Consider the following 20,573-nt stretch of genomic DNA (forward strand, 5'->3'; position numbering starts at 1 on the left):
GCTCGGGATCACACGAGGTCGGCCGCGCGCCGCGCGGTGGCGAAGGCGTCGCGGCAGGCCTGCTCGTCGCGGTAGATCGGCGGGGACTCGGCGAGCACGGCGCCGTCCGGAGCGACCAGACGCCACCGGTAATGGCGGTCGTCGGTGGTCGTCACGACCAGCTCCCCGTCGCCGTCGCGAAGGTGGCGCAGCGCCGGCTGCCAGTCGTGGGTGTCCTCGTCGGAGGCGATGCGCGCCAGCAAGTCGGCACTCGCGGTGGTCCGGCCGATCAGACGCCCCTCCGGGTGCTCGCCGGTCCCGTTCAACACGGCAATCATGAGAGCTAGGGTGCCCACCGCGGGACGCGTTAATCCTCGGTGAACGGGTACCCGGCCCCCATGCGCATCGGATACTTTCTCTCCTGCGAGGAGTACACCCCCGCCCAGCTGATCGAGCAGGCGCGCCTCGCCCAGGACGCGGGCTTCCAGTCCCTGTGGATTTCCGACCACTATCATCCGTGGAACGACGAGCAGGGCGAGAGCCCCTTCGTCTGGTCCATCATCGGCGCGCTCAGCCAGGTCGTACGCATCCCGGTGACCACGGCCGTGACCTGCCCGATCATGCGGATCCACCCGGCGGTCGTCGCGCAGGCGGCGGCCACCAGCGCGGTGCTGCACGAGGGCCGTTTCGTGCTCGGCGTCGGCACCGGGGAGGCCCTCAACGAGCACGTCCTCGGCGACCGCTGGCCCTTCGCCGACGAGCGCCTGGAGATGCTGGAGGAGGCGGTCGGCGTGCTGCGGCAGCTCTGGCAGGGCGAGTACGTGACCCACCACGGCAAGCACTACACGGTCGACCAGGCGCGGATCTACACGCTGCCGGCCGAGCCGCCCAAGGTGTACGTGTCGGCGTTCGGCCCGAAGGCCATCGAGGCGGCCGCCCGCATCGGCGACGGCTACATCTCCACCTCCCCCGACGCCGACCTGGTGGCCGGCTTCCGGCGGCAGGCCGGCACGGGCAAGGCGGTCCAGGGAGGTTTCAAGGGCTGCTGGGCGCCGACCGAGGACGAGGGCGTCGAGATCGCGCACCGGCTGTGGGCCAACTCGGGCCTGCCCGGCGAGCTGTCGCAGGTCCTGCCCTCCCCGAAGCATTTCGAGCAGGCGTCGCAGCTGGTCACGCCGGAGATGACCCGGAAGTCGGTGGCCTGCGGTCCCGACCCGGCCGGCCATACCGAGCAGCTGAAGAAATACGAGGACGCCGGGTTCGATGAGGTCTACGTGGCGAACATGGGCCCGAACTACCGCGAGTTCATCGACATGTACCGGCGGGAGTTCCTCTAGAGACGCGGCGGCGGGCCGCGACGATGTCGTCGTGGCCCGCCGGGCTGGGTCAGGAGCTGATCGCGTCGACCAGGTCGCCGACGGGGCGGTCGGGCAGCGCGCGGGCCACGTCGGCGACCGCGACGATCCCGATGAGGTCGTGGCCGTCGATCACCGGCAGCCGGCGGACGCGGTGCTGGGCCATCGTGTTCAGCAACTCGTTCGTGTCGTCGTCGGCGCCGATGGTCACCGGTTTGCCCTGGGCCAGCTCGCCGGCGCGGACGTCGGCGGGGTTGCGGCCCTTGGCGATCGCCTTCACGACGATGTCACGGTCGGTGATCATGCCCTTGAGCCGGTTGTCCTCGCCGCAGATCGGCAGCGAGCCAACGTCCAGCTCGGCCATCTTGCGAGCGGCGTCCGCGAGGGTCTCGTTCTCGCCCACACAGGTGACGTTCGGTGACATGATCTCGCGTGCGGTGGTCATGGGAGCTCACATCCTTTCGTTCGGGGATGTCATTCGGGTGCCCACCGGACGGGTGACCAAACAAGGTTCGGCCGGGACGGCGCGGGTATGGCAGTCGGTATGCGCGTAGTGATCGTCGGAGCGACGGGTAACGCCGGAACCGCCCTGCTGCGCCGCCTGCGGGCGGAGGAGAACGTGGAGATCGTCGGGTTGGCGCGGCGACTGCCCCAGCCGACCGGCGTCTATCGGGACATCGAATGGCACGCGACGGACGTGGCGGCGGGAAGGCTCGAGGAACTGTTCCGGGGCGCGGACGCCGTGGTGAACCTCGCCTGGCAGATCCAGCCCAGCCACGACCCGAGACGCCTCTTCCGCACCAACGTGCTCGGCGCCCGCGAGGTGGCCCGCGCGGCCGTCAAAGCCGGCGTCGGCGCCCTGGTGCAGGCCTCTTCGGTGGGCGTCTACTCCCCCGGGCCGAAGGACGCGTTCGTCACCGAGGAGCACCCGCGGCGCGGCGTGCTGCCGTCCTCCTACAGCCGGCACAAGGCGCTCGTGGAACGGATGCTCGACGAGGTCGAGGACGACCATCCGACGCTGCGGGTGGTGCGAGTACGGCCGGGCCTGATCTTCCAGCGGGAGGCGGGCACCGAGATCGTCCGCTATTTCGCGGGTCCGCTGCTTCCCACGAGGTTGCTGCGGCGCCGGCGGATTCCGGTGATCCCGGCGAACCGGCGGCTACGGATGCAGGCGGTGCACGCCGATGACGTCGCCGACGCGTACGCGCGAATCCTGCTCTCCGACGTGCGAGGCGCGTTCAATCTCGCCGCGGATCCGGTGCTCGACCCGTGGCTCGCCGGGGAGGTCTTCCACGGCGTACCCGTGATCGTGCCCTCGACGGCACTCGCCGGCGCCGCCGCGCTGAGCTGGGGCCTACGCCTGCAGCCGATCGACCCGGGCTGGATCCACCTGGCGCTGCAGGCGCCGCTGATGACGTGGGGACGTGCGGAGCGCGAGCTCGGCTGGCGCCCGGAGCACGACGCCGTGGCCGCGCTGCGCGAGCTGGTGGACGGCATCGCCGAGCACGCGGGCCGCCGGTCGAGCCCGCCGCTGTCGAACGACCCGGACCTGCCGGGCCGGCCGGGTGGGCTGATGCACGGCCGCCTACCCGGAACCGGCGACCCCTACTGAGCGCAGGTCCGTGACGACGCCGTCGCGCACGAGCGCTCGGCCCTGCCGGCGCTGCAGCACGAAGAGCACGACCGCCGACAGCAGGTAGACGCCGGAGAGGCCGAGCATCACGACCCGGTTGGCGGCGTCGTCGAGCAGGATGCTGGTCGCGAACTGTACCGCGAACAGGGTCAGCAGCGTCGCCGAGCCCCACAGGCTCAACCGCAGATTGACCAGCAGGCTCACCGCGAACAGCGACTGCGCGGCGGTGAGCAGCAACTCGTAGCGCTGGTGCTCGCTCAGCGGCAGCCCGTGCAGGCTCGCCGACGAGGCCGCGAACACGATCGGGATGGTGCCGACCAGCAGCGTCCACTGGTTCACCTTGCTGGACAGCAGGGCGCCGAGAGCGTGCGAGGCGCGCAGCCGCCACGCGTAGAGGCAGGCGACGATCAGCTCGGGCGCCTCGCTGGCCACCGGGGCGGCCCACTGCACCAGCAGGAACCGGTCGATGTCCAGCTGCTCGCCGCTGTGCACGACCGCGTCGGCGAAGTGCTCGGCGGTCAGCACGATGACTCCGGCGGCGCTCAAGAAGAGCCCGGCCAGCCACCAGCGCCGGGCGCGCCGGCCGTGGGCAGCGATCCAGGCGGCGGTGCCGTCCAGGTCGGGCTCCTCGACCGGCGCCTTGGTGAGCCGCCAGGCGTAGAGGCCGAAGATGGCGAGCAGGACGGCGGAGTCGACCAGGGTGAGGGAGGTGCGCAGCGGCAGGGTCAGCGAGTAGAGGGTGGCGGCGGCAAGGAACACCACCTCGATCGACATGGGCCGGTCGAGCTTCACGTGGCCAGGAGCGGGGACGCTCGGCTCGTCGCGGGCCTTCGCGGGCTTCCGGCGGGCGACGAACGCGGCCACCAGCACGACCAGCGGCCAGCCGATGCCGACCAGCACCCGGTTGGCGCCGGTCATGTTGGCCAGGGCCAGCTCACACGGGTTCTCGCCGCCGGACGGGGCGCAGTTGGTCTGGCCGGCCCGCATGGTGAAGACGAAGTCGACCCCGTACTCCGGCAGAACCGCCAGGAAAGCCAGGAAAGCGAGCGCGACGCCGGCGCTGACGTCGACCTCGGCGGCCTCCGCGGCCCAGGAGAGCAGGAACGCGGCCCCGATGATGGCAGCGCCGAAGACGGCGGCGGCCAGGAACGGCGCAAGCTCCGGAACCGGCAGCCCGGTGTAGTCGGCGATCCCCGCGTAGGCGCCGGGCGCCACCGCCGCGGCGGCGACCAGAAGCGCCTTCACGGGCCGGCGTGGAACGCGTCGAATGGCAGCTTCATGCCCACCGGATTCCCGCGATCACCGCGACCCAATCCGGGATAACTCGGCCCAGCGTGGGCATGCGGGGGGCATGAGAGCTTTGACTTGGCAGGGCACCGGCAAGGTGTCGGTGGAGACCGTGGCGGACCCCAAGATCCAGGAGCCGACCGACGCGATCGTGCGGATCACCTCGACCGCGATCTGCGGGTCGGACCTGCACCTGTACGACGTGCTCGGCATGTTCATCGACAAGGGTGACATCCTCGGGCACGAGCCGATGGGGATCGTCGAGGAGGTCGGCGCCGAGGTCACCCACATCAAGCCCGGCGACCGGGTGGTGATCCCGTTCAACATCTCCTGCGGGCACTGCTGGATGTGCTCGCGCGGGTACTTCGCGCAGTGCGAGACCACCCAGAACAGCGACCAGCACAAGGGCGCGTCCCTGTTCGGCTACACCAAGCTGTACGGGCAGGTGCCGGGCGGGCAGGCGGAGTACCTGCGGGTGCCGCAGGCCCAGTTCGGGCCGATCAAGGTGCCGGACGGGCATCCCGACGAGCGCTACCTGTTCCTCTCCGACGTGCTCACCACGTCGTGGCAGGCGGCCAAGTACGCCGACATCAGGCCGGGCGACACCGTCTTCGTCACCGGGCTCGGGCCGATCGGGCAGATGAGCGCCCGCATCGCCCGCCACCTCGGCGCCGGCCGGGTCATCGCCAGCGACAACGTGCCGGAGCGGCTGGCCATGGCGCAGCGGCACGGCATCGAGGTCATCGACACGTCGAAGGCCGACGACGTGCCGGCCGCGGTGCTGGACATGACCTCCGGGCGCGGGGCCGACGGGGTCATCGAGGCGGTGGGCATGGAGGCGCATGGCGCGCCGCTGCAGTCGGCGGTGGTGAAGGCGGCCGGGATGCTGCCCGATCCGCTGGCGCGCAAGGCGATCGACACCTTCGGCATCGATCGGACGGCCGCGCTGACCGACGCTTTCGGCGCGGTGCGGCGGGCCGGCACGGTGTCGATCATCGGGGTGTACGGCGGGCAGGCCGACCCGTTCCCGATGATGGACCTCTTCGACAAAGGCGTGACGCTGCGGATGGGCCAGGCCCACGTCAAGCGCTGGGTGGACGACATCCTGCCGTTGCTGACCGGCGACGGCGACCCGCTCGGCGTGGACGACCTGGTGACCCACCGGATGCCGCTGGAGCAGGCGCCGCACGCGTACGAGATCTTCAAGAAGAAGGAGGACGGCTGCATCAAGGTGGTGCTGTCACCGGGTGCGTAAAGCTTCAGCAGGCTCGGCAGGGCCCCCACGCCGCCGAATGCCCGGCGGTGTGGGTGATCGTGACGGCGGCCTCGCGGAAGTCGCACCGGGTCGCCGGCGCGAGCGCGGCGAGGAAGCCGGCCAGCTCGCCCGTGACGTCCTCGTGGAAGGCGGCCGCCGAGCGGCGGCCCGCGTCGGTGAGCACCACCTGGAACGCGCGGCGGTCGCCCGGCACCGGCGAGCGCTCTACCAGCCCGCGCTGCCCGGCGCGGTCGACCAGGCCGGTGAGGTTGGCCTTGCCCACGCCGAAGATGCGGGCCAGCTCGGCCATGCCGCGCGGCTGGTCGCCCAGCACGCACAGCAGCCGCGCCTGGACCGGCGTCAGGCCGTGCCGGTCGGCGACGCGGGCGAACGTCTCCTGCACCAGCCCGGAGAGCTGGATCAGCGCCGCGACATCGTCGTCGGCGGGCGGGCGGGACATGCCGTCAGACTACCGCCCGGAGACAGTTCATGACATGTACTATCCAGGTTGCGAACCAACTGCGAGGGGTGCGGTCATGAGCGACTGGAACGACAAGGTCATCGCCGAGTTCCGGGCCAACGAGGGACGGGTCGGCGGGCCGTTCACCGGGGCCCCGATGGTGCTGCTCCACCATCGGGGGCGCAAGAGCGGGCGCGAGCTGGTCGCCCCGATGATGTACCTGGCGAACGAGTCGGACGACCGCGTCATCTACGTCTTCGCCTCCAAGGGCGGCGCGCCCACCAACCCCGACTGGTACTACAACCTGACCTCGGCCGGGAGCGGCAGCGTCGAGCGCGGCACCGAGACGTACCCGGTCACGGTGCGCGACGTGGCCGGCGACGAGCGGGACAAGCTGTTCGAGGTGCAGGCCGGCCGCTACCCCGGCTTCGCCGAGTACGCCAAGAAGACGGCCGGGATCCGGACCATCCCGGTGCTCGAGCTCACCCGCGCGATTTGAGGCGGCTGGCTTTCACGGTGGTCGACCGGGGACCGACGACGCGGCCGTCCGTGGTGATCTCGACGCCGTGGACGTCGTACCAGGTCTCGCCGTCGTGCAGGCGCGGCCGGGACCAGTCGACGCTCTCGACGACCATGCGGAGCGTGCCGGCCCCGAACAGATAGTCGCCCTCGCCGAACGTCCAGGTCCGCCGTCCTAGGTCATTCTGTGCGTCCATGAGAGCCCCGTCATTGCCCTATCCCGGGACGAAAGTCCCCTGACGGCCTACAGCATGCTCCGAACCGTGCTTCGGCACACGCGAATGCACGTGCATCTGCACACCGGGCCGAGGGATCTGTCCGGAAGTGCGCCGACCATCCTCCGTACGCACGATGGCCGTACACCCGTCGAAAAAACTTCTGGCAGGGTGTCGAGCGGGCCGGCCGCCGTTCGACGCGTTGGTGAGAACACCCCTGACACGAGGAGACAGACAGTCATGCGGTTCATGGTGATCACCAAGGCCACCGCCGAGAGCGAAGCCGGCACCCAGGCCACCACCGAGGAGATCGAGACGATGGGCGGCTTCATCGAGGAGATGATGAACGCCGGGGTGCTGCTGGCCGCCGAGGGCATCCACCCCAGCGCCAAGGGCGCCCGGATCTACTTCGACGGCGAGAAGAAGACAGTGGTCGACGGCCCGTTCGCCGAGACCAAGGAGCTCGTCGGCGGCTTCTTCCTGGTCGAGACGAAGTCGCTGGAGGAGTGCGTCGAGTGGTTCAAGCGCTGCCCGGTCCAGCGCCCGGCCGGCAGCGAGCCGACCAACATCGAGATCCGGCAGGTCATCTCGGCCGACGACCTCGGCGACGCGCTCACCCCCGAGCAGCGCGAGGCCGTGGCGAAGCGGGACGCCCAGGGCGCCTGGTAGCACCGGCGGGCGCGGTTGCGCCCGATCGCGCGGTGGGGTAGACGGAGGCCGTGGCAACTGACACCCACCGCGCGATCGAGGCGGTCTGGCGGATCGAGGCGCCCCGGCTCATCGCCGGGCTGACCAGGCTCGTCCGCGACGTCGGCACGGCCGAGGAGCTGGCGCAGGACGCGCTGGTCGCGGCGCTGGAGCAGTGGCCGGCCGAGGGCGTGCCGCGCAACCCGGGCGCGTGGCTGATGACCACCGCCAAGCGCCGGGCCATCGATCAGCTGAGGCGCAACGAGAATCTCAAGCGCAAGGTCTCCTCATTACGAGGCGCCGAGGAGGCCGTCCCGGACATCGCCACTCTGGTCGCCGAGGACGACGGCATCGGCGACGACCTGCTGCGGCTGGTCTTCGTGGCCTGCCACCCGGTGCTGTCGACCGAGGCCCGCACCGCGCTGACCCTGCGGCTGCTCGGCGGCCTGACCACCGACGAGATCGCCCGGGCCTTCCTGGTGCCGGAGCCGACCGTGGCGCAACGGATCTCGCGGGCCAAGAAGACCCTGTCCCACGCCCGGGTGCCGTTCGAGGTGCCGCAGGGCGACGAGCTGGCGGCCCGGCTCTCCTCGGTCCTCGAGGTCGTCTACCTGATCTTCAACGAGGGCTACTCGGCCACCGCCGGCGACGACTGGATGCGGCCCGCGCTGTGCGAGGACGCCCTGCGGCTGGGCCGGGTCCTCGCCCGGCTCGCCCCGCGCGAGCCCGAGGTGCACGGCCTGGTGGCCCTGATGGAGATCCAGGCGTCCCGGGCGGCCGCGCGCACCGGCCCGGGCGGCGAGCCGATCCTGCTGGCCGACCAGAGCCGGGCCCGCTGGGACCACCTGCTGATCCGCCGCGGCCTGGCCGCGCTGGACCGGGCCGAGGCGCTGGCCGGCGGCCGGCCCGGCCCGTACGTGCTGCAGGCGGCCATCGCCGCGTGCCACGCCCGCGCCCGCCGCTTCGAGGACACCGACTGGGAGCGCATCGCCGCGCTCTACGAGCAGCTGGCCCAGGCGACGCCGTCCCCGGTGGTCGAGCTGAACCGGGCGGTGGCGCTGTCCATGGCGTACGGGCCGGAGGCCGGCCTGGCGCTGCTGGACCAGCTGGCCGCCTTCCCGGCCCTGCGGAGCTACCACCTGCTGCCCAGCGCGCGCGGCGACTTCCTGGCCAAGCTGGGCCGGCACGCCGAGGCGCGGACCGAGTTCGAGCGGGCGGCGGCGCTGACCCGCAACGAGCGCGAGCGGACCCTGCTGCTGGACCGCGCCGCCGCCTGCGACCCGCCCGACTGACCTATCCGAGTGCCGCCTTGACCAGCGCGGCGTAGACGGCGGCGCTCGGCTTCGGGGTGCGGGCGAAGGTCTCGCGGTCAACCGTGTGCAGGCCCAGCTTCGGCTCGTACCCGAAGATCCACTCGAAGTTGTCCATGAGCGTCCAGTGGATATAGCCGAGCACCGGGACGCCGTCGTCGATCGCGGCTCGCAGGCCGGGCAGCGAGCGCTCGATGAAGTCGGCCCGCTTGGTGTCGTCCTCGGTGTTGATGCCGTGCTCGCTCACCAGGACCGGCACGCCGGCGGAAGCGTGGGCGTAGCGCACGCACTCGCCGAGCGAGCGCGGATCCACTTCGGACGCCACGATCCGCTTACGGCCGTCGTAGTACTGGCGCTCGTAGTTCTGCACGCCGATGAAGTCGTCCTCGCGGGCCAGCTCCAGCCAGCGGCCGTACACCTCGGCCCGCTTGCGGTCGCGCACCGACGGGTCGTCGCGGCCGCGCACCTGGTCGTCGACCATCGCGAGGGAGAAGCCGACCGGCAGCTCGGGGCGGCGCGCCTTGATGGCCTCGCGGGCGGCGCGATGCCCGGCCGTCATCCCGTCGGCCATGGCGTCGAACTCCTCGGGCACCATGACATTCGCGAGGCGGTAGCGGGGCACTCCGGCCGCGGCGCTTGCGGCTTCGAGGGTGGCACGCTCCAGATCCCGTACGAAATCGGGAATTGCCATCCAGGAGAGCAGCCGCGGCAGGTTGGGCTCGTTCAGGGTGAGCCCGACGGCGATCCGGTCGCCGAAGGCGGCCATGACCCGGTCGCAATAGCGGGCGAACAGCCCGGGCGCCTCCGGGTCGAGCCACGCCCCGCGAGCCGCGAACCAGTGCGGCGACGTCATGTGATTGAAGGTCACGATCGGCGCCAGCCCCCGCTCGAGGCACCGGTCGGTGACCGCCTCGTAGTGCGCGAGCGCCTCCGCGTCGAGCTCCCCCTCGCGCGGCTCGACCCGCGCCCACTCGACCGAGAACCGGAAGGCGTTGAGCCCCATCCCGGCGACCATGTCGATGTCCTCGCGCCAGAGGGCGTACCCGTTGCAGGCCTTGCCCGAAGGCTCCCGGAACGCCGTTGGTCGCACATTCTCGGCGAACCAGGTGTCACTGGTCGTGTTGTCGCCCTCGAACTGGTGACCGGCCGTCGCGACACCCCACAGGAAGCTCGTCATCGGCGCATCGCACCAGGAAGGGGGATGGCAGGTCAAGAGTGGGGTATACCTGCGTCATGACTCGCCGGTTCGTCGTGCAGCGCCACCGGGCGCGGCGGCTGCACTACGACTTCCGCCTCGAGGTCGCCGGCGCCCTGGCGAGCTGGGCCGTGCCGAAGGGCCCGACGCTCGACCCGAAGGTGCGCCGGGCGGCCTTCCACGTGGAGGACCACCAGCTCGGCCACGCCGATTTCGAGGGCGTGCTGCCGGCCGGGCAGTACGGCGCCGGCGACGTCATCGTCTGGGACAACGGCACCTGGGAGCCGCGCGACCGCGATGATCCGGCCGCGTCGCTCGCCGCCGGCGAGCTTCATTTCGACGTGTACGGCGAGAAGCTGCGCGGCCGTTTCGTGCTGATCCGCACGCGCCCCGCCACCGACGAGTGGCTGCTGCTGCACAAGCGCGACGAGTACGCGGTCGACGGCTGGGACCCCGAGGAGCATCCCCGGTCGGTCCTCAGCGGCCGCACCAACGAGGAACTTCCGCACTGAATTCACAGGAGGGTGTCATGGCACGACCGATCTGGACCGGCGCCATCACGTTCGGGCTGGTCTCGGTGCCGGTCCGGCTCTATTCCGCCACCCACGAGCACGAGGTGTCGTTCCACCAGTTCGAGAAGGACACCACCGACCGGATCCGGTACAAGCGCGTCAACGAGCGCACCGGCAAGGAGGTCGAGTACGACGACATCGTGAAGGGCGCCGACGTCGGCAGCGGGAAATACGTGATGCTGGACGCGGACGAGCTCGACTCGGTGGCGCCCGGGCGCTCGCGCAGCCTGGAGATCGACCGGTTCGTGGACCTCGACGACATCGACCCGATCTACTACCAGAAGACGTACTACCTCGGGCCGGGCGGCGACGAGACGGCCAAGGTGTACGGGCTGCTGCGGGACGCGATGACCGACGCCAACCGGGCGGCGATCGGGACGCTGGTGATGCGGGGCAAGGAGTACCTGGCGGCGATCCGGGCCGACGGGAATCTCCTGGTGCTGCAGACGATGTTCTTCGCCGACGAGGTGCGCGACCCGCAGGACGAGATCGAGGGGCTGCCGCGCAAGGGCGCCGCCAAGAAGAACGAGCTGAGCATGGCGCAGCAGCTCATCGACTCGATGGCGGGGGCGTGGAAGCCCGGGGACTTCCGGGACACCTACACCGACCGGGTCCAGGAGCTGATCAAGCAGAAGGGGGCGGGGAAGGAGGTCACGGTGGCCGAGCCGGCGCCGGAGCCGACCAACGTCACCGACCTGTTCGAGGTGCTCAAGCGCAGCGTGGAGAACGCCCAGAAGCGCCGCGGGAGCGCCGCCGCTTCCTCTGGCGCCACCAAGAAGAGGGCGCCCGCCAAGAAGGCCGCCTCGGCCAAGAAGGCGGCGCGGACCAAGAAGACCGGAGCCGCCAAGAAGGCGCCGGCCCGGAAGGCGTCCTAGTCGCGTCGGGGGGCGACCGGGGCGCTGAGGCCGACGCTGAACAGGCGCTGGTCGACCTCGTTGAGCGCGAGCCGCAGCGCGCCCAGCGCCACGCTGTCGGCGCCGAGCGTGGACGCCCGCAACTCGGGGACGCGCAGGCAGAGCTTCTCCAGCTCGCGGGCGAGCGGCTCGAGCACCAGGTCGGCCGAGCGGGAGAAGCCGCCGCCGAAGACCACGACCTGCGGGTCGAGCGCCAGCACCAGCGCGGCGGTGCCGACGGCCAGGTCCTTCACGTAGCGGTTGACCGCGGTGCGGGCGTCGCGGTTGCCGTCGCGGGCGGCGTTGAAGACCCAGGCCGCGGCGTCGTCGGGGCTGACGGTCTCCGGCACGCCGCGGCATTTCTGCAGATGGGAGGGCGCGACCAGCCACTTCACGGCCTTGAGCGCGCCGAGCTCGCCGGCCGCCCCGCCGAAGCCGCGCCGCAGCACGCCGTCGATGATCAGGCCCGCGCCGGTCCGCATGCCGCCCTGCACGAAGACGATGTCGTTGGCGTCGCGCGCCGTCCCCCGCCAGCGCTCGGCCAGCGCGGCCAGCTTGCAGTCGTTCTCCACGATGATCGGGCAGGTGAACCGGTCGCTCAGGTGGGCCGGCAGGTCGACCGTCTGCCAGCCGGGCAGTGGCGTGAACAGCGTGGTGCGACCGCTCGAGTCGACCGGGCCGGTCACGCCGACGGTGACCGCCCAGATGTCCTCCGCCGTCTTGCCCGACTCCGCGAGGCAGGTGGCGAGGATCTGGTCGAGCGCCGCGAGCCGCTCCTGCGGGTCGGCCTCGGCGTCGACCGAGCGCCGGGCGGTGTGCACCACGTTGCCGTCGAGGTCGGCGAGCAGGGTCAATATCTTGTGCCCGCCCACGTCGACCCCGAGCACGTAGCCGGCGGTGGCGCGGAACCGGTAGCGCCGGGCCGGCCGCCCCACCGTGCTGCTGCCGCCGGGCTCGACCACGACCGCCCAGCCGCTGCTGACCAGCCCCTGCGCGATGACGTCGACGGCCGGCCGGGACAGCCCGGTGAGGTTGGCCAGCTCGGTCACGGTGGTCGGCGGCTGGTCGCGCAGCGCCCGCACGACGGTGAGCGAGTTGAGCTCCCGCAGCCGCGACAGATCGGTCCCCGCGATGACCTGCTCCGTCACAGTCCGCCCCGTTCGCCTCACGAATATTGCTATGAAGTTTACAAAGTGGCCCGGGCTTCGCAAGCCCGGGCCACTTGTCGTCACTTGGCGAACGAGATGCTGTCGATCGTGACGGTGCCGCTCCCGCCGTACCAGAAGCCCATGGCCAACTGCCCGGGGCTCACGCGACTGATGCCGTTGGCGGCCATCGGGATCCTGATGTCCTGGTAGGCGCCCGTCAGCACGGGATGCCCGCCCCCGTCGAGGACGAAGTCGCCGAACACCTTGGTGACGCCGCCGACGCCGAGGTTGAAGTGGGCCGCGTTGCCGCCCTTGATGCGAACGACGATATACGTGTACGCCGACAGATCGGTGCCCACGTCACTGCCGAACCAGCCGCAGTTGTTGTACTGCAGGGTCAGCTCCCCGCCGGCCGCGACACCGCTGCCGCCGCCGTTCAGGAAGCAGTTGCCGCCGGTCCATTTGCCGAGGTCGTTCTTGGCCGCCGACGGGTAGGCCGGCGAGCCGTCGAAGTCGTCGAGCACCAGCCCGGCCGGCGGCGGCGTCACGGCGGTGGTCGCGCTCAGCGGCGCCGATGCGGCCGAGAGATTCCCGGCCGGATCAAAAGCCTTCACCGTGTACGTGTAAGAGCCGCCGGCCAGCCCGGTGTCGGTGAACGCCGTCCCGGTCACGGTCGCGACCTGCACCCCGCCGCGAAACACCTGGTATCCGGTGACGCCGACGTTGTCGGTGGCCGCGTTCCAGGAGAGCGCGATCGACGTCGGCGTAGCGGCGGTGACCGCGAGCCCGATCGGCGTCGAGGGCGCCACGCAGTCCGCGCACGGCGGCGGGCACTGGCCGGTGCAGGCGCCGACCGTGACCGACGAGGCGAGGACGTTGTAGCCCTTCACCGCGTCCCACGTCCCGGTGTTGGCGAGCCGGATCGAGTACGCGGGGTTGCCGCGCAGCCCGGTCGCCTGGTCGGGCAGCCACAGCGCGAGCCGGTACTGCCCGGACGCCATCGCCGGCAGCGCGACACTCCGGGTGGGGACGGTGACCGCGCCCGGCTTCCAGGTGCGCGGGTCGACCCCGGCCAGCGGCACGTCGTACCGGTGCGTCCCGTCGTCGAACACCAGGAACGCGGGCCGGGGCTTGATCACCCCGGCGTAGCCGTCGTTCACCAGGTGGGCCGAGAAAGTGAACGGACTCTCTGACGTGGCCGACGAGGGGAACGTGGCGTCCACCAGGCGTAGCCGGTAGCCAAGTTTGCGCTCGATCCGGGTGAACAACGTCTCCGCCGGGTCCGCCCCGGACGCCGCCACCGAGGCGTTCTTCCACAGGTCGATGTTGACCGGGGCGTAGTCCTCGTTGATCTCGGTCCAGTGCTGGTGTGCCAGCTCGTACTGGGCGTTCACCCCGGCCGCGTCGTTGCCGCCGGTGGCGTTGCAGGTCTCGCCGCCGACGATCTTGTTGCCGCCGGTCGAGGTGGCCATGTCGTAGACCCACTGCTTCTTGGCCGCCACGTCGAACCAGCCGAGCCACGAGTTCTGGTCGTAGGTGCCCATGTCGGCCGCGTCGGCGAGGAAGCAGTCGTCGTGGAAGCCGAGCCGGTCGAAGTCCTGGGTGGTGAGCAGGCAGTTGTCGGGCAACGGGCAGCCCGCGGGCGGCGTCGTGCGCTGGGCGAGCTCGTAGTTGAAGATCGGGTAGCGGATGGCCACCGGGATCGCCGGCGACGTGCTCGCCAGCAGCTTCTTGACCAGCCGATACCGTACGGGAGCCTGGTTTTGCTCGGATGCGGCGGTGTAGGGGCTCTCGTGCCACTCGCCCCACGCGCCGAAGAAGCCCGCCTCGAGGTGCATGAGCACGTCGGCGTTCGCGGCCAGCACCGGCGCCAGCTGGTCGATGTGCCGCTCCATCTGGGGCTCCTTGACGGCGGAGTAGCCGTCCCACACGTACGCGAAACGCAGCACCACCTTCATGCCCTGCGCCCGCGCCGCGGCCAGGCCCGTCCCGAGGTTGTCGAGCAGCGCCTGCGGAAGATCGGTGGTCTGGTACTTGTCGAGATGGACGTAGCTGTGGACAAGCGTGTTACCCGCCATTCGCGCGCGGGCGAAGGTGCGGTCGAGCATGTCCGGGTTGAAGCCGGGGATCGTGTTGCTGGCGTAGTCGTTGACGGCCGGGTCGTTGACGATCTCGTAGCGGTTGTGGAAGCCGCGCTCGGGGTTCGTGAAGACGGTCGCGAGATCCCCGGTGTAGGTGACGGTGGTGGTCGCGGCGTGCGCCGCGCCAGGCGCGCCGGCCAGCGTTCCGCCCAGGACGAGGGCGAGCGTCGCCGCCGCGATGAGGAAGCGTTTCATCGTCTCTCCTTGGAAGCCCGGCGCCGCCCGAGGACGGTGGACGGCGCCGGGCCGATACGTCAGTTCGAGAAGGAGAAGCTGTCGATGCTGATCGAGCTGTTGCCGCCGTACCAGAAGCCCATGGCCAGTTGCGCCGGGCTGGTGCGGCTGATGCCGTTGGCCGCCATCGGGATCTTGATGTCCTGGTAGGCGCTCGTCAGCGCCGGATGCCCGCCGCCGTCGAGGACGTAGTCGCCGAACACCTTGGTGACGCCGCCGAGGCCGAGGTTGAAGTGGGCGGCGTTGCCGCCCTTGATGCGAACGACCAGATACTTGTACGCCGAGACGTCCTGGTTGACGTCGCTGCCGAACCAGCCGCAGTTGTTGTACTGCAGCGTGAGCGCCCCGCCCGCGACGACGCCGTTGCCGCCGCCGTTGAGGAAGCAGTTGCCGCCGGTCCACTTGCCGAGGTCGTTCTGGGCCGCCGACGGATACGCAGGCGTCCCGTCGAAGTTGTCGAGCACCAGGCCGGTGGGCGTGCTGCCGCCGCCGCTGGTGGTGGATACGGTCAGCGCGCTCGAGGCGGGCGAGGTGTTGCCGGCGGCGTCATAGGCCTGCACCGAGTAGCTGTAGGCCGTCGACGCGGTGAGGCCGGTGTCCGTGTACGACGTGGCGGTCGTGGTGCCGACCTGGGCGCCGCCGCGCAGCACCTTGTAGCCGACGACCCCGACGTTGTCGGTGGACGCGTTCCAGCCGAGCGAGACGCTGTCCGCCGTCTGCGCGGTCGAGGCCAGCCCGCTCGGGGTGGACGGCGCCGTGGTGTCACCGCCGCCGCTGCCACCCACGCTGATGCCGCCCAGCCCGAGCCATCCATCGGCGTTCTGGGTGGTGTTGCCGAAGCGCAGCTTCTTGGCCGCCGGGCTGACTGCCTCCAGGGGGTTCTTCACCTTCAGGACGAGTTGGTAGGAGCCGTTCGCCACTCCGGCCGTGTTCACGCCGGCCTGGAAGTACTGCGGGTAGCCGAAATCGCGGTAGGCCGGGTCGGCGCCGACGTTCCAGTCCGGGAACGCGCGGATCTTCAACGGCATAACGGTGCGCAGGTCCCAGGGCGTGTCCCAGGTCTTCACGACGGCGCCGGCCGAGTTCTTGAGGCCGAGCGAGACCGTCCAGGGGTAGTAGAACGGCGCGACGCCGTTGTTGGCGATGGTCACGCCGACGGTGGCGCTGCCGCCCGTGACCGTGTTCGGGAAGTACGCGTGGGTGGCCGTCAGGTCGTACCCCATGAGGCGGACCGCCGCCGCGACGTTGGCATCGGAGCTCGAGTAGCTCTGGCTGGTTTGATTGATCTTCCACGTCGTGTGCTCGAGCTCGATGCACGCCTTCATGTTGTCGACCTGGCCGGCCCCGCCGGGCCAGGCGCTGAACGCCGAGCTCTGAATCTCGGGCCGGACCTCGCCGCCCATCGAGTCGGTGATCCACTTGTTCTCGACGCCCATGTTCAGCGCGCGCTGGAGCTGGGCGTAATCGGCGCCGCCGAGCGACTGCGGCAGGGTGACCCCGGCGAGCGGCGAGCCCTCCTTGTAGCAGAACGAGTCGTCGTGGTAGCCGATGTCGCGGGAGTTGGCGGCGCCACCGGCCGAGTCCGGGTAGCGGATCTCCAGCTTCGTCTTGCTGAACGCGGTGTCGAAGGCCTGGACGATCTGCGCGGCGTGCGCGTCGGTGGGCATCAGGTTGGGGTAGCCGTCGGCGGTGTCGGTGTCGAACGGCCACGTGTGCCACTCGCCCCAGAGCCCGACGAGGCCGAGGTTGATGAAGCCGATCCGCGGGTCGCCGTCGTAACGGGCGCCGAAAGCGGCGATGAAGTTGGAGACCGCGCTCAGCAGGTACGGGCTGTCGTAGTCGGGCGAGACGGTGCCCCAGAACGTGTTGTTGCGGTAGGCGACGTGCCCGTCGAAGCAGTGCGGGACGGCGTTGCCGGGGTGGCTGCCGGTGCCACCCGGGTACTCCATGTAGAAGCGGATCGCGGCCTGGTTGCCGTACGAGGCGATCTCGTTCAGCGCGTTGTCCACTATGGACCAGTTGTAGCTGCCGCAATCCGTGGCGCTGGTCATGACCTCGGAGAGCCCGAAATAGCTCCACGCCAGCGAGCGCGGGTAGCCGAGGCTCTGGTCCTCGCCGGGGAAGTAGAACCGGGCGAAGCCCTTGAGCGGGTTGTCGAGCGCGCTGGGCGCGGCGGTGAGCGGGTGGTCGGTCAGCGACGGGCTGGGCGATGACGGCGGGGCCGGCCGCGGTGGCGGGCCGGCGGGCGCGGCGAGAGCGGCCTGCGGGGCGAAGAGCACCGCGGCAGCTGCCACGCACAACGTGACGACACGGGCGAAGCGCATGGATCAACCTTCCGACGAGAGGACGAGATTTCGAGGAGGTGTTGACAAAGTTTCCATGAGCTTCATCATTATTAGCGGCCGCCCGGCCTCCGCCACAAGAGGCAAATCTCGAAGATCTTCGATCGAAGAAACGAGGTCGATCGTGACGACGTCCCACTCCCTCGCGGCGCCCGCCCCGCCGCTGCCCCCGGTGGCGGAGCCCCCCGCAGGACCGCGCCGGCGTCGCGACGACCGGCGTGTGGCCTGGCTTTTCCTGCTGCCGGTGCTGGCCGGGTTCGCGCTGTTCTACCTGTACCCGACGATCCGCGGCGCCTGGTACTCGGTGACCGACTACAGCCTGCTCAACACCCCGAAGTTCGTCGGCGCGGACAACTACGCCGACCTCGCGACCGACCCCAAGTTCTGGGACTCATTGAAGGTGACGGCGTACTACGTCGTACTGAACATCGGTTCACAGACGCTGCTCGCGCTCGGCCTGGCCGCATTGATGCACCGGCTCACCCGCTCGGTCGTGCTGCGGGCCGCGCTGCTGCTGCCCTGGCTCGTGCCGAACGTGACCGTCGGCCTGCTCTGGCTGTGGCTGCTCGACGCGAACCTCGGCTTCGTCAACCATCTGCTGACCGCCCTCGGCCTGAGCAACCAGGGCTTCCTGGCCTCGCCGACCGGGGCGCTGCCGTCGATCGCGCTCATCAACACCTGGGCGTACACCGGGTACACCGCCCTGCTGCTGTACGCCGGAATGCTGCAAATACCCCAGCATCTGTACGAGAGCGCGGCGCTGGACGGCGCGGGCGAGCTCCGGATGTTCCGCAAGATCACGCTGCCGCTGCTGCGGCCCGTCCTCGCGCTGGTGCTCGTGGTCTCGCTGATCGGATCGTTCCAGATCTTCGACACCGTCGCCGTCACCACCGCCGGCGACCCGGCCGGGGCCACCCGGGTCATCTACTTCTACATCTACCAGCAGGCGTTCACGTACTTCCACATGGGATACGCGTCCGCGGCGGCCATGGTGCTGGTCCTCATCCTCGGCGTGCTCACCCTCGTGCAGATGCGGTTGCTGCGCGCCTCCCGTTCCGATCTGGCCGGATAGGCACAGCCATGAAAATGCGACTGAATCCCGGCCGTCTGCTTGGGTGGACCGTTCTCGCCGTCTTCCTCCTGGCCACGATCTTCCCGTTCTACTGGATGGTCCGCACGGCGATCACCCCCGCCGGCGACATCTTCACCGACAGCACCAGCCTGCTCCCCTCCCACCCCACGATGATCAATTTCTGGCGGATCCTCGGCCTGGTCGACGCCGAGACCGCCCGCGAGGCCGGCGGCTCCGGCGCGAAAATCAACTTCCTCCGCTACACGCTCAACTCCGGCATCTACTCTCTCGTCATCGCGGCCGTGCAGACGTTCTGCTGCGCGATGGCCGGGTACGCCTTCGCCCGCCTGCGCTTCCCCGGCCGCGACTTCGTCTTCGCGGTGATGATCGCGGCGCTGATGGTTCCGCCGATCTTCACGCTGCTGCCCAACTTCACCCTCGTGAAGAACCTCGGCCTGATCGACAGCTTCGCCGGCATGGTCGCGCCGTCGTTGCTGATGACGCCGTTCGCGGTGTTCTTCCTCCGCCAGTTCTTCCTCTCCGTGCCCCGGGAGGTCGAGGAGGCCGCGGTCATCGACGGCGCCGGCCGCTGGGGCATCTTCTGGCGGGTCGTCATGCCGATGAGCCGCGGCCCGCTCATCACCATCGCGCTCACCACCTCGGTGTGGGCGTGGAAGGACTTCCTGTGGCCGCTGCTCGTCGGCCGCGGGGAGCAGACCCGGGTGCTCACCGTCGCGCTCGGGGTGTTCCTCCAGCAGTCCCCCAACACCCAGCCGGACTGGACCGGCCTGATGGCCGCCTCCGTGCTGTCCGTGCTGCCCGTCCTGGCGCTGCTCGTCTTCCTCGGCAAGCGCCTCGTCCAGTCGCTCAATTTCACCGGAATCAAATAACTCTCTCCCCGAAGGGAATCATCGTGCTCCGTCGATCCTTGGCGGCGGCGCTGACCGCCGCTGCGCTCGTAACGCCCCTGGCCGCCTGCTCCAACTCCGATTCCTCCGAGAGCGGCGGGCCCGTCGCCCTCAACTACTGGCTCTGGGACGACAAGCAACTGCCCGCCTACCAGGCCTGCGCCGACGCGTTCACCAAGGCCAACCCGAACATCACCGTGAAGATCTCGCAGTCCGCCTGGGACCAGTACTGGCAGAACCTGACCACTCAGATCACCAGCGGCAGCGCGCCCGACGTGTGGACCGACCACGCGTCGTACTACCCGCAGTTCGTCAGCAGCAACCAGATCCTCGACATCCAGCCCTATATGGACAAGGACAAGGTCGACCTTTCGCAGTACCAGGCGGGTCTCGCCGACCTGTTCGTCAAGGACGGCAAGCGCTACGGCCTCCCGAAGGACTGGGACACCATGGCCGTCGTCTACAACACCAAGCTCGTCAAGGACACCTCCGGCCTCGACGCGCTCACCTGGAACCCGTCCGACGGCGGCACCTTCGAGAAGGCCATCGCCGCCGCGACCGTCGACGCCAACGGCAAGAACGGCCTCGACCCGGCCTTCGACAAGACCAAGGTCAAGGTGTACGGCTTCCTGCCCGAGTGGGGCGACGGTTCGCAGGGCCAGAACGGCTGGGGCGACCTGGCCGTGTCCACCGGCTTCACCTACCTCGACAAGAACCCGTGGGGCACGCACTACAACTACGACGACCCCAAGCTGGCCCAGACCATCGACTGGTTCAAGCACCTCATCGACGCCGGCTACGCCCCCAAGTTCAACAAGCAGTCCACGCTCAGCCGGGACGCGGTGATGGAGTCCGGCACCGGCGCGTTCACCATCGTCGGTTCCTGGACGATCGGCACCTACCTCGGTGACGGCGCCAAGCAGAAGTACGCCTTCGTGCCGCTGCCCACCGGCCCGACCGGCCGCAAGACCGCCATCAACGGCCTCTCCGACGCCATCTACGCCGGCACCAAGCACCCCGACGAGGCGTGGGCCTGGGTGAAGTTCCTCGGCTCGGCCGACTGCCAGAACATCGTCGGCGACAAGGCGGTCGTCTTCCCCGCCATCAAGTCCGGCACCGAGAAGGCCCTCGCCGCCCACAAGGCGGCCGGCCGCGACGTGCACGTCTTCACCGACGAGGCGTCGGCGCCGGGCGGCACCTTCTTCCTGCCGATCACCGACCACGGCAACGAGGTCAGCCAGACCGTGCAGGACGCCATCCAGTCGGTCGTGCTCGGCCAGGCGCCCACCGCGGACGCCCTCAAGAAGGCCAACGAACAGGTCAACGCGCTCTTCAAGTAACCACAGCCGGTTAGCTACAAAGGAGAAT

At 70.1% G+C, this 20,573-nt stretch carries 20 protein-coding genes; 11 read left to right on the plus strand and 9 right to left on the minus strand.

Annotated features, from left to right (window positions below; all coding sequences use genetic code 11):
* Window positions 1-8 precede the first annotated feature (8 nt).
* Complete coding sequence (locus ACQPZX_RS31205; protein WP_433362929.1) at window positions 9-317, minus strand: DUF1508 domain-containing protein; 309 nt, start codon at window positions 315-317, stop codon at window positions 9-11.
* A 60-nt stretch (window positions 318-377) separates the two neighbouring features.
* Between ACQPZX_RS31205 and ACQPZX_RS31210 the strand changes: the two genes are divergently transcribed.
* Window positions 378-1,316 (plus strand): TIGR03557 family F420-dependent LLM class oxidoreductase, encoded by a 939-nt coding sequence (locus tag ACQPZX_RS31210; protein WP_433362932.1) that lies wholly within the window; start codon window positions 378-380, stop codon window positions 1,314-1,316.
* Between the two features lie 49 nt (window positions 1,317-1,365).
* Here the strand turns inward: ACQPZX_RS31210 and ACQPZX_RS31215 are convergent, their stop codons facing one another.
* On the minus strand, window positions 1,366-1,779 hold the full coding sequence (locus ACQPZX_RS31215; protein ID WP_433362935.1) for a CBS domain-containing protein: 414 nt from the start codon (window positions 1,777-1,779) through the stop codon (window positions 1,366-1,368).
* 99 nt (window positions 1,780-1,878) lie between these two features.
* On the opposite strand from ACQPZX_RS31215, the gene ACQPZX_RS31220 reads away from it, so the two are divergent.
* On the plus strand, window positions 1,879-2,946 hold the full coding sequence (locus tag ACQPZX_RS31220; protein WP_433362938.1) for an NAD-dependent epimerase/dehydratase family protein: 1,068 nt from the start codon (window positions 1,879-1,881) through the stop codon (window positions 2,944-2,946).
* Here ACQPZX_RS31220 and ACQPZX_RS31225 read toward each other — a convergent pair.
* On the minus strand, window positions 2,920-4,212 hold the full coding sequence (locus ACQPZX_RS31225) for a sodium:proton exchanger (RefSeq protein WP_433362941.1): 1,293 nt from the start codon (window positions 4,210-4,212) through the stop codon (window positions 2,920-2,922). The genes ACQPZX_RS31220 and ACQPZX_RS31225 overlap by 27 nt on opposite strands.
* Window positions 4,213-4,318: 106 nt before the next feature.
* Between ACQPZX_RS31225 and ACQPZX_RS31230 the strand changes: the two genes are divergently transcribed.
* On the plus strand, window positions 4,319-5,509 hold the full coding sequence (locus tag ACQPZX_RS31230) for a zinc-dependent alcohol dehydrogenase (protein ID WP_433362944.1): 1,191 nt from the start codon (window positions 4,319-4,321) through the stop codon (window positions 5,507-5,509).
* A gap of 4 nt (window positions 5,510-5,513) precedes the next feature.
* On the opposite strand, the gene ACQPZX_RS31235 is transcribed toward ACQPZX_RS31230, so the two are convergent.
* A complete protein-coding gene (locus tag ACQPZX_RS31235; RefSeq protein ID WP_433362947.1) occupies window positions 5,514-5,969 on the minus strand; it encodes a MarR family winged helix-turn-helix transcriptional regulator in 456 nt (151 codons plus the stop codon).
* 76 nt (window positions 5,970-6,045) lie between these two features.
* Between ACQPZX_RS31235 and ACQPZX_RS31240 the strand changes: the two genes are divergently transcribed.
* Window positions 6,046-6,468, plus strand: a complete 423-nt coding sequence (locus ACQPZX_RS31240; RefSeq protein WP_433362949.1) for a nitroreductase/quinone reductase family protein — start codon at window positions 6,046-6,048, stop codon at window positions 6,466-6,468.
* Here ACQPZX_RS31240 and ACQPZX_RS31245 read toward each other — a convergent pair.
* A complete protein-coding gene (locus ACQPZX_RS31245) occupies window positions 6,452-6,685 on the minus strand; it encodes a hypothetical protein (RefSeq protein WP_433362952.1) in 234 nt (77 codons plus the stop codon). The two genes, ACQPZX_RS31240 and ACQPZX_RS31245, sit on opposite strands and share 17 nt — an antisense overlap.
* Window positions 6,686-6,943: 258 nt before the next feature.
* On the opposite strand from ACQPZX_RS31245, the gene ACQPZX_RS31250 reads away from it, so the two are divergent.
* Together ACQPZX_RS31250 and ACQPZX_RS31255 are read left to right on the plus strand one after the other, a co-directional pair.
* Window positions 6,944-7,372 carry a YciI family protein gene (locus ACQPZX_RS31250; RefSeq protein WP_433362954.1) on the plus strand — a complete coding sequence of 143 codons (429 nt, stop codon included), beginning with the start codon at window positions 6,944-6,946 and terminating at the stop codon, window positions 7,370-7,372.
* A 50-nt stretch (window positions 7,373-7,422) separates the two neighbouring features.
* Window positions 7,423-8,682, plus strand: coding sequence for an RNA polymerase sigma factor (locus tag ACQPZX_RS31255; protein ID WP_433362957.1), 1,260 nt, complete (start codon window positions 7,423-7,425; stop codon window positions 8,680-8,682).
* Between the two features lies 1 nt (window position 8,683).
* On the opposite strand, the gene ACQPZX_RS31260 is transcribed toward ACQPZX_RS31255, so the two are convergent.
* On the minus strand, window positions 8,684-9,877 hold the full coding sequence (locus tag ACQPZX_RS31260) for a glycoside hydrolase family 1 protein (RefSeq protein WP_433362960.1): 1,194 nt from the start codon (window positions 9,875-9,877) through the stop codon (window positions 8,684-8,686).
* Between the two features lie 56 nt (window positions 9,878-9,933).
* Here ACQPZX_RS31260 and ACQPZX_RS31265 point away from each other — a divergent pair, with 56 nt between their 5' ends.
* Together ACQPZX_RS31265 and ACQPZX_RS31270 are read left to right on the plus strand one after the other, a co-directional pair.
* Window positions 9,934-10,407, plus strand: a complete 474-nt coding sequence (locus ACQPZX_RS31265; protein ID WP_433362963.1) for a DNA polymerase ligase N-terminal domain-containing protein — start codon at window positions 9,934-9,936, stop codon at window positions 10,405-10,407.
* Window positions 10,408-10,424: 17 nt separating this feature from the next.
* Window positions 10,425-11,342, plus strand: a complete 918-nt coding sequence (locus ACQPZX_RS31270) for a Ku protein (protein ID WP_433362965.1) — start codon at window positions 10,425-10,427, stop codon at window positions 11,340-11,342.
* Here the strand turns inward: ACQPZX_RS31270 and ACQPZX_RS31275 are convergent.
* The 3 genes from ACQPZX_RS31275 to ACQPZX_RS31285 all read right to left on the minus strand — a co-directional run bounded on the left by ACQPZX_RS31275 (window position 11,339) and on the right by ACQPZX_RS31285 (window position 17,207).
* A complete protein-coding gene (locus tag ACQPZX_RS31275; protein WP_433362968.1) occupies window positions 11,339-12,508 on the minus strand; it encodes an ROK family protein in 1,170 nt (389 codons plus the stop codon). The genes ACQPZX_RS31270 and ACQPZX_RS31275 overlap by 4 nt on opposite strands.
* An 80-nt stretch (window positions 12,509-12,588) precedes the next feature.
* Complete coding sequence (locus ACQPZX_RS31280) at window positions 12,589-14,844, minus strand: DUF4832 domain-containing protein (RefSeq protein WP_433362970.1); 2,256 nt, start codon at window positions 14,842-14,844, stop codon at window positions 12,589-12,591.
* A 59-nt stretch (window positions 14,845-14,903) separates the two neighbouring features.
* Window positions 14,904-17,207 carry a DUF4832 domain-containing protein gene (locus ACQPZX_RS31285; RefSeq protein ID WP_433362973.1) on the minus strand — a complete coding sequence of 768 codons (2,304 nt, stop codon included), beginning with the start codon at window positions 17,205-17,207 and terminating at the stop codon, window positions 14,904-14,906.
* Window positions 17,208-17,349: 142 nt separating this feature from the next.
* Here ACQPZX_RS31285 and ACQPZX_RS31290 point away from each other — a divergent pair, with 142 nt between their 5' ends.
* From ACQPZX_RS31290 to ACQPZX_RS31300, 3 genes are read left to right on the plus strand one after another with little or no spacing between them, the layout of a single operon-like run.
* Window positions 17,350-18,297: a carbohydrate ABC transporter permease gene (locus tag ACQPZX_RS31290; protein ID WP_433362976.1), complete on the plus strand. Its 948-nt coding sequence runs from the start codon at window positions 17,350-17,352 to the stop codon at window positions 18,295-18,297.
* 8 nt (window positions 18,298-18,305) lie between these two features.
* Window positions 18,306-19,187, plus strand: coding sequence for a carbohydrate ABC transporter permease (locus ACQPZX_RS31295; RefSeq protein WP_433362979.1), 882 nt, complete (start codon window positions 18,306-18,308; stop codon window positions 19,185-19,187).
* A 23-nt stretch (window positions 19,188-19,210) separates the two neighbouring features.
* Window positions 19,211-20,545 carry an ABC transporter substrate-binding protein gene (locus ACQPZX_RS31300; protein WP_433362982.1) on the plus strand — a complete coding sequence of 445 codons (1,335 nt, stop codon included), beginning with the start codon at window positions 19,211-19,213 and terminating at the stop codon, window positions 20,543-20,545.
* Window positions 20,546-20,573: the final 28 nt, after the last annotated feature.

It is taken from the genome of Actinoplanes sp. CA-142083, from assembly GCF_050942195.1.
Lineage (GTDB): Bacteria > Actinomycetota > Actinomycetes > Mycobacteriales > Micromonosporaceae > Actinoplanes.

Bases quoted from the DNA above. Each gene is read 5' to 3' on its own strand.
- ACQPZX_RS31205 (WP_433362929.1), bottom strand. From the start codon at position 317: ATGATTGCCGTGTTGAACGGGACCGGCGAGCACCCGGAGGGGCGTCTG.
- ACQPZX_RS31210 (WP_433362932.1), top strand. From the start codon at position 378: ATGCGCATCGGATACTTTCTCTCCTGCGAGGAGTACACCCCCGCCCAG.
- ACQPZX_RS31215 (WP_433362935.1), bottom strand. From the start codon at position 1,779: ATGACCACCGCACGCGAGATCATGTCACCGAACGTCACCTGTGTGGGC.
- ACQPZX_RS31220 (WP_433362938.1), top strand. From the start codon at position 1,879: ATGCGCGTAGTGATCGTCGGAGCGACGGGTAACGCCGGAACCGCCCTG.
- ACQPZX_RS31230 (WP_433362944.1), top strand. From the start codon at position 4,319: ATGAGAGCTTTGACTTGGCAGGGCACCGGCAAGGTGTCGGTGGAGACC.
- ACQPZX_RS31235 (WP_433362947.1), bottom strand. From the start codon at position 5,969: ATGTCCCGCCCGCCCGCCGACGACGATGTCGCGGCGCTGATCCAGCTC.
- ACQPZX_RS31240 (WP_433362949.1), top strand. From the start codon at position 6,046: ATGAGCGACTGGAACGACAAGGTCATCGCCGAGTTCCGGGCCAACGAG.
- ACQPZX_RS31245 (WP_433362952.1), bottom strand. From the start codon at position 6,685: ATGGACGCACAGAATGACCTAGGACGGCGGACCTGGACGTTCGGCGAG.
- ACQPZX_RS31250 (WP_433362954.1), top strand. From the start codon at position 6,944: ATGCGGTTCATGGTGATCACCAAGGCCACCGCCGAGAGCGAAGCCGGC.
- ACQPZX_RS31260 (WP_433362960.1), bottom strand. From the start codon at position 9,877: ATGACGAGCTTCCTGTGGGGTGTCGCGACGGCCGGTCACCAGTTCGAG.
- ACQPZX_RS31265 (WP_433362963.1), top strand. From the start codon at position 9,934: ATGACTCGCCGGTTCGTCGTGCAGCGCCACCGGGCGCGGCGGCTGCAC.
- ACQPZX_RS31270 (WP_433362965.1), top strand. From the start codon at position 10,425: ATGGCACGACCGATCTGGACCGGCGCCATCACGTTCGGGCTGGTCTCG.
- ACQPZX_RS31280 (WP_433362970.1), bottom strand. From the start codon at position 14,844: ATGAAACGCTTCCTCATCGCGGCGGCGACGCTCGCCCTCGTCCTGGGC.
- ACQPZX_RS31285 (WP_433362973.1), bottom strand. From the start codon at position 17,207: ATGCGCTTCGCCCGTGTCGTCACGTTGTGCGTGGCAGCTGCCGCGGTG.
- ACQPZX_RS31295 (WP_433362979.1), top strand. From the start codon at position 18,306: ATGAAAATGCGACTGAATCCCGGCCGTCTGCTTGGGTGGACCGTTCTC.